10 protein-coding genes are annotated in these 11,851 nt (G+C 66.5%); 8 read left to right on the forward strand and 2 right to left on the reverse strand.

Annotation, left to right across the window (positions count from 1 at the left end; translation table 11 throughout):
* The first annotated feature begins 6 nt into the window (after nt 1–6).
* The 7 genes from uxuA to IQ292_RS07635 all read left to right on the forward strand — a co-directional run bounded on the left by uxuA (nt 7) and on the right by IQ292_RS07635 (nt 7,120).
* The gene (uxuA, locus tag IQ292_RS07605; RefSeq protein ID WP_238940884.1) at nt 7–1,170 is read left to right on the forward strand and encodes a mannonate dehydratase; all 1,164 of its coding nucleotides are present in this window, start codon (nt 7–9) and stop codon (nt 1,168–1,170) included.
* 17 nt (nt 1,171–1,187) lie between these two features.
* The gene (locus tag IQ292_RS07610; RefSeq protein WP_238940885.1) at nt 1,188–3,083 is read left to right on the forward strand and encodes a glycoside hydrolase family 2 protein; all 1,896 of its coding nucleotides are present in this window, start codon (nt 1,188–1,190) and stop codon (nt 3,081–3,083) included.
* A gap of 312 nt (nt 3,084–3,395) precedes the next feature.
* Entirely contained in the window at nt 3,396–4,271 is an 876-nt protein-coding gene (locus IQ292_RS07615) for an SDR family oxidoreductase (protein ID WP_203309687.1), read from the forward strand.
* 187 nt (nt 4,272–4,458) lie between these two features.
* On the forward strand, nt 4,459–5,847 hold the full coding sequence (locus tag IQ292_RS07620) for a glycoside hydrolase family 47 protein (RefSeq protein WP_338057605.1): 1,389 nt from the start codon (nt 4,459–4,461) through the stop codon (nt 5,845–5,847).
* A gap of 217 nt (nt 5,848–6,064) precedes the next feature.
* Nucleotides 6,065–6,328, forward strand: a complete 264-nt coding sequence (locus IQ292_RS07625) for a hypothetical protein (RefSeq protein ID WP_203309688.1) — start codon at nt 6,065–6,067, stop codon at nt 6,326–6,328.
* Between the two features lie 10 nt (nt 6,329–6,338).
* Nucleotides 6,339–6,860, forward strand: a complete 522-nt coding sequence (locus tag IQ292_RS07630; protein ID WP_238940886.1) for an SAM-dependent methyltransferase — start codon at nt 6,339–6,341, stop codon at nt 6,858–6,860.
* Nucleotides 6,857–7,120: a hypothetical protein gene (locus IQ292_RS07635; RefSeq protein ID WP_203309689.1), complete on the forward strand. Its 264-nt coding sequence runs from the start codon at nt 6,857–6,859 to the stop codon at nt 7,118–7,120. The genes IQ292_RS07630 and IQ292_RS07635 overlap by 4 nt, the downstream gene beginning before the upstream one ends.
* Before the next feature lie 378 nt (nt 7,121–7,498).
* On the opposite strand, the gene IQ292_RS07640 is transcribed toward IQ292_RS07635, so the two are convergent.
* Together IQ292_RS07640 and IQ292_RS07645 are read right to left on the reverse strand one after the other, a co-directional pair.
* The gene (locus IQ292_RS07640) at nt 7,499–8,848 is read right to left on the reverse strand and encodes a S41 family peptidase (RefSeq protein WP_203309690.1); all 1,350 of its coding nucleotides are present in this window, start codon (nt 8,846–8,848) and stop codon (nt 7,499–7,501) included.
* A 200-nt stretch (nt 8,849–9,048) separates the two neighbouring features.
* Nucleotides 9,049–10,146, reverse strand: a complete 1,098-nt coding sequence (locus tag IQ292_RS07645; protein WP_203309691.1) for a helix-turn-helix domain-containing protein — start codon at nt 10,144–10,146, stop codon at nt 9,049–9,051.
* Between the two features lie 271 nt (nt 10,147–10,417).
* Here IQ292_RS07645 and IQ292_RS07650 point away from each other — a divergent pair, with 271 nt between their 5' ends.
* Entirely contained in the window at nt 10,418–11,680 is a 1,263-nt protein-coding gene (locus tag IQ292_RS07650; RefSeq protein ID WP_203309692.1) for an FAD-dependent oxidoreductase, read from the forward strand.
* Nucleotides 11,681–11,851 lie beyond the last annotated feature (171 nt).

The following is an 11,851-nucleotide window of genomic DNA, read 5'->3' on the forward strand; positions in this document are numbered from 1 at the left end:
ATGTTCATGACGCAGACGATGCGCTGGTTTGGGCCGAACGATCCGGTTCCGCTGCAGGCTATTCGTCAGTCCGGTGCCAGCGAGGTCGTCACCGCACTGCACGACGTTCCCAATGGCGCGATCTGGACGCTGGAGGCGATCCGCGCCCGCCGCGCGCAGATCGAGGCTGCCGGCCTCGGCTGGACCGTCGTCGAGAGCCTGCCCGTGCATGAGGATATCAAGCGGCGCGGCCCGGACTGGGATCGCCTGATCGACAATTACCGGGTCAGCCTCGAGAATCTGGCGGCGGGCGGGGTCGAAGTCGTCACCTACAATTTCATGCCGTTGCTCGACTGGACGCGCACCGACCTCGCCTGGGAACTGCCCGACGGCGCGCGCGCGCTGCGCTTCGAGCTGGAGGCGGTCGCCGCCTACGACATTCATATCCTCGCCCGTCCTGGCGCGGCGGACGATTATACGCCCGCGATGGTGGAGGGCGCCGCGCGTCGTCACGCCGCGATGGACGATGACGCGCGCCGCCTTCTGTCCCGCACGATCATCGCCGGTCTGCCGGGCAGCGAGGAGAGTTTTACCGACACCGACTTCCTAGCCGCGATCGGCACCTATGCCGGGATTGATGCGGCGCGGCTGCGGGCGAACCACGTCGCCTTTCTCGAAGCCGTCTGCCCCGTCGCCGAGGCGCATGGCATCCGCCTCGTCGTCCATCCCGACGATCCGCCCTTCTCGATCTTCGGCCTGCCGCGCGTCGTCAGCACGGAGGCCGATGTCGCAGACCTGTTCGCCAGGGTGCCGAGCGCGGCCAACGGGCTGTGCCTTTGCACCGGCTCTTTCGGCGTGCGCCCCGACAACGATCTGCCGGGCATGGTCGATCGATTGGGCACGCGGATCGGTTTCCTCCACCTTCGCTCGGTTCAGCGCGAGGCGAACGACACGTTCCACGAGGCCGGACACCTGGAGGGCGACGCACGCATGGCCGAGGTGATGCGCGCCGTCGTCGCGTTGCAGCGCCGTGAGGGACGGAGCATCCCGGTACGACCCGATCATGGCCATCAGATGCTCGACGACCTCTCGCGGCAGACGAACCCTGGCTATTCGCTGCTCGGGCGGATGCGCGGGCTTGCCGAGCTGCGGGGACTGGAACGCGGCATAGCGGCCGCATTCGACGGCTAGCACAGGGAGAAACGCGCATGGAACGACGCACGCTGCTGGGTAGCTTTGTTGCGCTTGCCGCAATGCCGGCAACCTTGCTCAAGGCGCAGGAGCGACCGCCCGTCGTGCCACTGCCGCTTGCGACCGTGGCGACGCAGCCACTCCTGACCAGCGCCGATCTGCGCGACGGCACCGATCTCTCCGGCCCCTGGCATTATTCGATCGATCCCTTCCGCTCGGGACTTGCCGGTTTCCACGGCGAGATGCCCGATCGCGGCCAACAGCGGTACAGCGAAGCGGATGTTCGACGCGAAATGGCAGCCGACAACCGGGTGCTCTACGAGGTTGACCTAGCCCATTCGCCCATCACCACCCTACCCTCCTCCTGGCTCACCGAAGCGCCGGAACTGCGGTATTATCAGGGGCTGATGTGGTACCAGCGCACCTTTCCCGCGCCGGCCCAGCGTAGCGGACGCTATTTCATCCGGCTCGGCGCGGCCAATTACGCGACATACGTCTATCTGAACGGCAAACCGATCGGGCGACATGAGGGCGGCTTCACGCCCTTCGCCTTCGAGGTGACGCAATTGCTCCGAGACGGCGACAATCAGATCACCATCGGCGTGGATTCCCAAGCGACCGACACGACGGTGCCGCCGCCCGTCACCGATTGGGAGAATTACGGCGGCATCACGCGCCCCGTGCAACTGGTGCACACCGCCGCGACCTATGTCGACGACGCGTGGGTGCGGCTGATCCGCGGCAATCGCATCGCGGTCGACGCCAAGCTCGACGGCCCGGATGCCGCGAACCACGCGGTGACAATGCTCATTCCCGAGCTTCACGTGACGCTGACTGGGCGCACCGATGCGCAGGGGCGTTTCCGGGGCGACATCGCGGTGCCGCGCGGGCTCAGGCGCTGGGCGCCCGAAATGCCCAAACTCTATGACGTCACGCTGACCACCGGTGACGACGTGTGGCGGGACCGCATCGGGTTCCGCACCATCGAGGTCCGCGGCAGCGACATCGTGTTGAATGGACGGCCGCTGTTCCTGCGCGGCATTTCGCTCCATGAGGAAGAGATCGGGACCGATCCCACGCGCGCGATGACGCCGGCGGCGGCACGCTTGCTGCTCGGCGAGGTACGCGACGGGTTGAACGGCAATTTCGTGCGCCTCGCGCATTATCCGCATAGCGAGGTGATGACGCGCGCCGCCGATGAACTCGGCCTGATCGTCTGGAGCGAGGTGCCGGTCTATTGGCGCGTCGCCTGGTCGAACCCCGAAACGCTGGCGACCGCCCGCAACATGCTCGCGGAAAACATCCTGCGCGACCGCAACCGCGCGTCGATCGCGATCTGGTCGGTCGCCAACGAGACGCCGGTCACGCCGGCCCGCAACAGCTTTCTGACGACGCTGGTGGACGACGCACGGCGGCTGGACGATACCCGCCTGGTCAGCGCCGCACTGTTGGTCGAACGGGACCGGAACTCGACGCACCCCGTCATGACGATGGCCGATCCGCTCGCGGCGAAGCTGGATGTGCTCGCGATCAACACCTACAACGGCTGGTATTCACCGGATCGGCTGACGGATCTGCCAAGTAGCGAGTGGCGTGTTCCTGCCGACAAGCCGCTCATATTCTCGGAATTCGGCGCCGACGCGAAGGCAGGATTCCACGACGCAGCGCATATGCAAAAGTTCAGCGAGGAATATCAGGCCGAATATTATCGCCAGACGCTGGCGATGGCGGACCGCATTCCGACGCTCCGTGGCATGTCGCCCTGGATCCTCAAGGATTTCCGGTCACCGCGGCGGCAGAACCCCGATTTCCAGCAGGGCTGGAACCGCAAGGGCCTTATCTCCGAAACCGGCCAGCACAAGGAGGCGTTCGGCGTGCTGGCCGATTATTACGCGCGACGCGGACAACGATAAGCTGGCGCTCCGAGGATCCCACGCCCCTCATAGACCATGCGGCACAGGGCGTGGCCTCGTCGGTTTCGAGCACCGAACCGCGCCACATGACGACCATGCCGGCTCGGCGGCGACCCATCTAGCCTTCCAATCCGCTCACGCGGGGGATCATCATTCCCGCTCGTCGTGCAGGCGGCAGCCGGCTGTTCGCCCGCCGACCGGTTCCGGCAGCGCATGAGCGGCTTGGAGCGCGGTCATTCGACCGCGCTACCGCCTTCACCGGAAAGTTAATCCTCGTGAACCGTTCCCTGCACGCCATCAGCAGGAACTGACATGACCGACGATCCACAGACCAGACGCCCGACGCGTTTTCCCGACGAGCCTCAACAGCCCCGGCCCGGCCTGACGACAGAGATGCGATCCAAGCCTGACCATGGCGAGAACAGCTATGTCGGCAAAGGCTTGCTCAAGGACAAGGCGGCGCTGATCACCGGCGGCGATTCCGGAATCGGCCGGGCCGTGGCGATCGCCTATGCGCGAGAGGGTGCGGATGTCGCCATATCCTACCTCGCCGATGAGCAGGCGGATGCCGAGGAGACCCGGGTCTGGATCGAGGAAGCCGGCAGGCGTTGCCTTCTGCTGCCAGGAGACATCCGCGACCGGGATCATTGCGCGAGCCTGGTCGAACGCACCGTCACCGCGTTCGGCCGCCTCGACATCCTGGTCAACAATGCCGCCGCTCAGACAATCAACGAGGGATTGGACAGCGTTGACGACGACGAGATGCAAGGGGCCTTCGCCGCCAACGTCTTCGCCATGATCCGCCTCGCGAAGGCTGCCGCGCCGCACATGAAGCCGGAATCCGCGATCATCAACACGACGAGCGAGCAGGCGAAGGTCGCAAGCAAGACCATGATCGTCTACGCGGCCACGAAGGGTGCGATATCGAGCCTGACGGTGGGGCTCTCCAACCTTCTGTCCGGCGACGGTATCCGCGTGAATGCGGTGGCGCCTGGCCCGATCTGGACCCCGATCCAGCCGATCGCAAAGTCGCCGCACGAACTGGAAACGCTGGGACAGGATACGCCGGTCGGACGTGCTGGCCAGCCAGCCGAGCTTGCCCCCGCCTATGTGCTGCTCGCCTCATCGGAAGGCAGCTACATGTCGGGCAACGTCATAGCGGTGACGGGCGGCGTTCCCGTGTCCTGACAGGCACTGCGCGGCCTCGGCCATCGCCCGACGCGGCGGTGGCTGGGTCGGGCATGCATCCGCCGGGCGGACGCGTCGCCCGCGAGCGGTCACTCCGACGGTCCTGGGCAAACACCTTGCGCTGGACGCCGGGCGCAGCAGGCTGCATTCCTCTGCAGAAGGTCCCAACGAAAGAGGATGAGGCCGCGTGCAGATCACCAGGCGAGCCGTCATCGGCGCTGCGACCGCGCTTGCCGGCACGACGCTATCAAAACCATCCCACGCCGAGGACGACGCGCGATGGCATGCGTTGGCTGAGGACGTGAAAGCGCAGATGGCCTGGGCCTGGGATTGCTACCGCGACCGTGCCTGGGGCAAGGACGAGATCAAGCCTGTAAGCGGGACCTTCTCGAGCTTCCCGCTCAAGACGCATCATCTCGGACTCAGCCTCATCGAGGCGCTCGACACCCTTTGGGTAATGGGGCTCGACTCGCGGTTCGAGGACGGCGTCGCGTGGGTCAAATCCCACTTCGACGCGGATGTGGATGGCGAGGTATCGGTATTCGAGACGTCGATCCGTCTCGTCGGTGGACTGCTGTCGGCCCATCTCGCGTGCGGTGACGCCGCGCTGCTCGCCAAGGCGCGCGATCTCGCGGACCGGTTGCTGCCGGCCTTCGCAACGCCGACCGGCATGCCCTACCGCTTCATCAACCTGAAGACGGGCGTACCGCGTGAAGCGGTCACCAGCCCTGCCGATGTCGCGACCTATCTGCCCGAATGGGGTACGCTCAGCCGCCTGACCGGCGATCCCCGCTACGCCGCCGCCGCGCGCAAGGCGATGATCGCGGTCTTCGAGCGGCGCTCCCCCCTCGATCTGGTGGCGACCAAGATCGACGTGCTGAGCGGCGCATGGCGCTCCCGCACCGCAACGATCGGCTCCTATTGCGACAGCTTCTTCGAATATCTGTGGGATAGCTGGCAGCTGTTCGGCGATGCCGAGTGCAAGCGCATGTACGATGTGTGCACGGCCGCCATCCTCAAGCATCAGCAGGTCTGGCAGGACCACGAACTGTGGTTCGCCGACGTCGACTTCGAGACCGGCGCCGTCGTGTCGACCGAGCAGGACGAACTCGCCTCCTTCTATGGCGGCCTGCTCGGCCAGGGCGGCGCGCTCCGGCAGGGCGCCGCCTATACCGAAAGCTGGTCGAAGGTGCAGGCGCGCTACGGCATCCTGCCGGAAGGCTATGACTATGCGACCTCCCGGCCGACCCAGGTGACCAATGCGCTGCGCCCCGAACTTGCCGATGCCGCCTTCACATTATGGCTGATCGATCGCCAGCCACGCTGGCGCGAGATCGGGCGGATCCACTATGAAGCGATGAAGCGGTGGAACAAGGCTCGCTACGGCTACACCGACATGGCCGACGTGACGGCGACGCCCAAGCGCCAGGCCGATCATTGCCCAGGCTATTGGTGGTCCGAACAGATGAAATATTATTATCTGCTGTTCGCCGATACGCCGCGCTTCGACTATTCGGACAATTACCTGTCGACGGAAGGCAACGTCCTCAAGGGCCTGCGCCGCAACCAGGCGTAAGGCCGGTCACGATCGCGGTCATCGTGACGATCCGCTCCGCGCGTCCGCATGGCTGGATGGCTGCACACCACGCCTTTGCGGAAATGCGACCAGCCGTTGTGAGCACTATGAGCGCGCTATGCGCTTTCCGGGAATCGATCTCGAAGCACTATGCCACCGCCGGTACCTCGGCTGAGCGGGCGCTGGACGCTCGATCATGGAAGGTTTCGAAGGCGATATGTCATCCAAACCCTTGGCGGAGCCCGACGGCCGCGGCGCGGTCCTGGACGTCGGCCGGGACAGTTCGGGTCGCTGGCTGGAGCAGGATAGCGTCGAACGGTGGAAAGGCCATTTCGCGTCGCGCGGCGCGGCGCGGTGTTTCGTCGAAGCGGCGCGTCGGACCTATGACGCGCGCCTTGAGATCGTGACACTGACGCTGGTGCCACCCATCGCCTTCGTCCCAGAGCGCGGCGCCAACCGCGCACTCCCCCTTGCCGCCTGAAGGCCCTGCGATGGCTAGCAATTCGAAGATCACCGCGGTCAAGCGTCACACTTCGGCCCGCGCGGCGCCGTGCCGCTCGACAATGCCGGGAAGCCGCAGGGCGACCGAAGATCCCCGCTGGGCCGACATCTGCGCGGCGCTGAAACGGATTCGCTTGCGGCATCGCTGCGCCGTGCGCATCGTCGATGCCGATTGCGCCTGCGGCACGATGCTGATCGCGGCGGTGCGTTATGCCCGCGAGATGGGCTTCACCGCCATCGAAGGGCGCGGCATCGACGGCTCGCCGATGCTGATCGGTCGCGCCCGCGCGGCTGCCGCCCGCCTCCGCGATCCGGCAATCGGACTTTCGTTCGAGGTCGCCGACGTGATCGAGGCGATGGCGGTCGAAGCGGATGCCCCCGCCGATATCGTGCTGTGGCATGGCGACCGCCCCGGCGACGATCATCCCGGGCTACGCGCGAGCCTCGCCGCGGCGAGCGACCGGATCATCGATGGGCGCCGCCCGCGCGGCACGAAGGTGCTGGCGGCATGACCCGGCGCGACCTCCAATGGAAGGCAGGCGGTTTCCTGCTGCTGTCGGCATCGTGCGCGATGTGCCTGGCGCTCGACGGATCGTTTGCGATGATCATCTTCTTCCCGCTCGCGCTCCTCGGTCTGCCATTGATGATCCACGGCAAGCGCGTCGGCCAGTTGCTGCGCGCCGAGCGACGCGGGCACGGCCATACCGCCGATGTCGTTCACCGTGCACGCCTCCGGCGTCGCGGACAGGGCGAAGACGGCTTCGGACACTGACCCGCACGGTTCCGGCCCGCGACGGTCTTCGATCGTCGCAAAGGCGTCCCCCGCGCCGAGGGGGCGCCGGCCGCAGCTTTCGCGTCGACATCGTCTCCGGCAGGGCGAACTGCGGCGTACGCTCCGGGCCGGGATCGTCCGGGCGGACATCGTCTTTTCGGGCGTTACGACGCCGAGCGCGAAAGAGCGGACGCACCGGAGGCGGGGATAGTCGCGCCGACATATCGCAATGCCGATCAACGGTCTGTCGGACGTGCCTGACAATGCAGCCGACCCCTTTTGCCCCGATGACCGATCGTCGCTCGCTCACCGCTGGTCATTGGCCCCAACGTCCGCTTGTTCATTCGTAACAGAGGCGGGCGCGGTTCGTCGCCAGCCTCACGCCAGCGCGAACCGCAACTGTCGATCGGTTCCCGAGATGAGGTCGGCGCGCGAGAGCGGTAGCGGCATGTCCGGCACTACGCCTCGATCGGGTTGTGGCGTCGTCGGGAACCGTCCTATCAACGGAAGGTCTGCCTCCAATCCGGTTGCCGGCAAGCGCAGGAAGTAGAAGCATCCGCCGTTGATCCCACGCCGGTTGCCGCCGGTCGGCTCGCCGATCAGCGTCGCAAGCCGGTTTCGCCGGACGAAGTCGGCGAACTGGAAGGTCGCCGAGCTGTTTTGCGGCCCGATCAAGATGCGGACATCGCCCTCATAGCGCGTTCCGCGCGGACTGATCGGATCCACCCGGTCACCCGTCGCATCGAGTCGATAGAAGCGGTCGTCGATGCGGGTCGAATTCTCGCCGAGGTGATCGAAGCTGCGGTCCCATGTGTCGAGTACGGGCTTCAGGTCCTCCGGCACGGTGCGGTAGCGAACCAGCCGCTGGACCTCCTCGAACGCCGTCGGGCGCATCACCAGCCGCTCCGCCAGCGCATTGCCGCAGTCGAGCCCGCCCTCGTTCGCGCGCAGGTCGACGACCAGACGCGGCACCCGTTCAATGACCAGCCGATCGATCGCCTGATTGAGCCAGCCCCGCCAGTCCCATTGGCTGTCGTAGAGTCCCCAGTTGGGCATCGACAGCAGCGCGGCATCGCCGCGTCGCTCGATCGTCCAAACCGGCTTGTCGCCCCTCACGTCGACGCCAGCGTGCGCACTGGCACGGCGCTTCGCAAGTGTTACCGCCGCTACCGTCGTGGTGCGCCGCCGGCCGTCCGGATCATCGACCACCAGTCGATAGCGTTCGCGTCCGAACAGCAGCGAAAAGAAGATGTCGAACGTCTCGTACCGATCGTCGCCCTGAACGGAGAGAAGCCGCCGGCGCTTGGCGTCGTTATGACCGTCCGCTCGAGCGAATGGGAGCAGCGCGGCCAGCACCGCGCTCGCCTGCCGCCCGTCGATCGCGACGATGCGGCTGCCCGGCTTGATCCCGATCGCGAATGGATCGGCGGTGACGATCATCGCGTCGCCAAGCCAGAGGAAGTCGAACGGCAGCCGGTCGGGCGCTTCGAACAAAGCGGCTGCCACCTCGCTTCGCTGGTTGTAGAAGTTGGCATAGGTGTGGCCGCAGCGCACCGTCGCGAGCGCGCGCGATAGCGTCAGGTAGAAGGTGCGCAGCGACATCGGCGCGGCGAGCGCCGCTTCTAACGCATCGAAGCGCCGCTCCATCTTCGTCGCGGAATTGTACCGCAGCAGACCCGGGTGGAGCGCGCCATAGGCCCGCCGCAACAGCGCGACGTCCGCACGCATGTCGGTTGGCTGAAGAAGCGGCGCGCCAGGCATCGTCCGAGCAAACAGCGCATGGGGGGCGATTGCGGCACTGAAGCTGCCGAGAACTGCCCGGCGCGACATTGACGAGACGATCATGACGACTCCTGCGAATGACGTGACGAGCCATCATGGTCGCCCGGGATGAGGCGGTCGCCTCAATATCGCGGATCGCCCGCAATCTACGACTTGTGAGACGCCCGATAGGCACTCGGCGATCGACCGTAGCGTCGCTGAAAGGCGCGGTTGAAGCTGGCCTTTGACGCGAACCCGGCGTCGAGCGCGATCACGAGCAGCGGGCGCGGATCGTCTGCCGCCAGCGCGGCCGCGACATCCTCACATCTCAGGCCGTTGACGAATGCGGAAAATCCAGTGCCCAACCCCTCGTTGAGTGCGCGCGACAGATAGCTCTCATTGGTTGCCAGCAAGGCGGCCAAGCGGCGCAACGTCAGCTCGTCGTCGCGGTGCCAGCCCGCCTCCCGCGTGCGCCTCGCCCATTCCAGCCCCTGTGCCTGCCAGTCCCGCCCCGGGAGCGACGATATCTCGGGTATCCGCAGCGCGTCGAGCGTCGGGAACGGCAGCACAAGGAAGCGCCAGCCGGCGATGCCGAGATACAGCGCGAACCCCGCGACGGCCGCGTAGAGCGGCATCAACCCGGTATAGCCGAGCGGTATCGCCGCATCGACGAGCAACCAGCCCGCCCAGACGATCGCCAACAGCGGATAGGCGGTGGCGGCATGCGTCAGCCAGGCGGTCGCGAACCGCGCGTCGTCGCTACGCTCCTGCGACAGGGCGAGGCGGTAACGGCGGAGCAGGCGAATGATCCAGACGCCGTAGACGACGAAGCTGATCGCCAGCAGCAGCGCGGCGATCATGTCCCCGGCTGTGAAGGCGAGGTCCGCCCAAAGGTGCTTTAGCGGCGTCGGCAGCAGGAAAGCGGCGGTTTGGTAAGTGAACTGGACCGCGCCGGGGAGCAGATGCCGCCAGGCCAAAGCTGGCCAGCGACCGTACACCAAAGCGAATGCATGTAGGTAGAGCAGCGGCGGTACGAGGAGCGCGTTGGAGAAGGGTGCGTAGGTTAGCCACCACCACCGATCGTAGAAGCCGGCGAACCCGATCAGCCAAGGGACGAAGACGCCCGTCATGACGACCAGGAGTGCCGCGAGCGTGCGCGATGCCGGCCGGTTGCGCAGAGAGATCCAAAGCCCCGCCGCCAGCGGCAGCAGGATCGCCGCCGCTACCGCGAGAACTGCCGTGCGCCATCCGAAGACCAGATCCATCGGTTCAGCGTAACCTCACGGCCGCCAAGCGCTAGCGGCCGACGCATGAAATCCGATCGCTCGCATGCGAAGGCGGCGTCCAGACGCCGCTTCCCGCCTCTCGAACGTGTCATTTGTCTCTGTCGCAGACGGCGGGAGCGCGGGAAACGGAGCGCTGCACGTGATCAGCCACGACGCCCGCTTCCTGAACGCGATCGGTATCGAGCGGGCTGTGGCCCTCACCGACATCAAAGAGGATGCCGCCACGCCAGACCTTGGTTAGGGTGGCGCGATGCAGCGCCTTCACATTGCCATAGCCGGTTGTGGCCCGGCGGGCCTCGCCACGGCGCTGCTGCTGCACCGCGACGGTCACCATGTCACGCTGTTCGAGCGGTTCGATGCGCCGCGCCCGGTGGGGTCGGGACTGATGATCCAGCCGACCGGCTTCGCCGTCCTGCGCGAGCTCGGGCTGGCCGACACCCTGCGCGACCACGGTGCGCGCATCGATCGCCTCCACGGCGAGGCAGGAAGCAGCGGCCGGGTCGTACTCAATGTCCGCTATGCCGCGCTCGGCAAAGACGCAGGGTTTGGCATCGGCGTCCACCGCGCGACCCTGTTCGCGATGCTGCACGAAGCCGTCGCAGCCGAGCGGATCGCGATTGAGAACGGCTGCGCGGTAATAGGAAGCGAAGCGGCAGCAGACGACCGCCGGTCGCTGCTGCTGCAGGGCGGTCGCCGCATCGGGCCGTTCGATCTGATCGTCGACGCGCTGGGCACGCGGACGCCGCTGGCGCCGCCCTGCGGTCGCACACTGGCCTATGGTGCGCTCTGGGGCACGTTGGACTGGCCCACAGATGTCAGTTTCGACCCCGCCGCACTCGAACAGCGCTACCGGCGGGCGAGCGTGATGGTCGGCGTCCTGCCCATCGGGCGGTTTCCCGGCGCCCCGCGCCAACAGGCCGCGCTGTTCTGGTCGTTGCGCGCGGATCGTCTGGCCGCGTGGCAGGCGGCAGGCCTGGATGCCTGGAAGGCCGAGGTGTCCACCCTATGGCCGGCAGCGCGAGGATTGCTCGACCAGATCCGATCGGCCGATCACCTTACCTTTGCCCGTTATGCGCATCGCACGCTATCGACCCCCGCGGAAACGGGCATGATCCACATCGGGGACGCCTGGCATTCGACCAGTCCGCAATTGGGCCAGGGCGCGAACATGGCGCTGCTCGACGCCTATGCCCTGGCGCTGGCCTTGCGGCGATCGCCGGATGTCGCAACCGCGCTCAGCTCGGCGATCGCGATGCGCCGGCGGCACGTCCATCTGTATCAGGCGCTGACCGCGCTGTTCACCCCCGTCTACCAGTCCGACAGCCGAACGCTCCCGTTCATGCGCGACCGGATTGTCGGGCCGTTGTCGAAACTCTGGCCTGCCACTCGCATCCAGGCGGCCATGGTCAGCGGCCTCATCGGCGATCCGCTGAAGCCGCTATTTAGTCAGCGAGCCGCCGTATCCACGGCTCGCGCTATCGGTGGTCGCGCGTCAGCGGCGAAAGCACGATAGCCACCAGCGTCGGCCGAACCAGAACGTGTTTCCGTCTCCGCCGCCCAGTGCCGCGATCTGGTCGGCATATAGGGCCGCCAGTTGACGATGTGCGATGCTCGCCTCCGTCGTTCTCGCGCGCCGCGCCAGCCGACGTTCCGAGCGCAAGCGTCGAAACAGATATTCGATATT

The sequence above is a fragment of the Sphingomonas beigongshangi genome (assembly GCF_016820445.1).
In the GTDB taxonomy this organism is placed as follows: domain Bacteria; phylum Pseudomonadota; class Alphaproteobacteria; order Sphingomonadales; family Sphingomonadaceae; genus Sphingomonas; species Sphingomonas beigongshangi.

What these genes read in the sequence shown, in the direction of transcription:
- uxuA (WP_238940884.1), top strand. Translation starts at nt 7, where the DNA reads ATGACGCAGACGATGCGCTGGTTTGGGCCGAACGATCCGGTTCCGCTG.
- IQ292_RS07610 (WP_238940885.1), top strand. Translation starts at nt 1,188, where the DNA reads ATGGAACGACGCACGCTGCTGGGTAGCTTTGTTGCGCTTGCCGCAATG.
- IQ292_RS07615 (WP_203309687.1), top strand. Translation starts at nt 3,396, where the DNA reads ATGACCGACGATCCACAGACCAGACGCCCGACGCGTTTTCCCGACGAG.
- IQ292_RS07625 (WP_203309688.1), top strand. Translation starts at nt 6,065, where the DNA reads ATGTCATCCAAACCCTTGGCGGAGCCCGACGGCCGCGGCGCGGTCCTG.
- IQ292_RS07630 (WP_238940886.1), top strand. Translation starts at nt 6,339, where the DNA reads ATGGCTAGCAATTCGAAGATCACCGCGGTCAAGCGTCACACTTCGGCC.
- IQ292_RS07635 (WP_203309689.1), top strand. Translation starts at nt 6,857, where the DNA reads ATGACCCGGCGCGACCTCCAATGGAAGGCAGGCGGTTTCCTGCTGCTG.
- IQ292_RS07640 (WP_203309690.1), bottom strand. Translation starts at nt 8,848, where the DNA reads ATGCGTGCGGACGTCGCGCTGTTGCGGCGGGCCTATGGCGCGCTCCAC.
- IQ292_RS07645 (WP_203309691.1), bottom strand. Translation starts at nt 10,146, where the DNA reads ATGGATCTGGTCTTCGGATGGCGCACGGCAGTTCTCGCGGTAGCGGCG.
- IQ292_RS07650 (WP_203309692.1), top strand. Translation starts at nt 10,418, where the DNA reads ATGCAGCGCCTTCACATTGCCATAGCCGGTTGTGGCCCGGCGGGCCTC.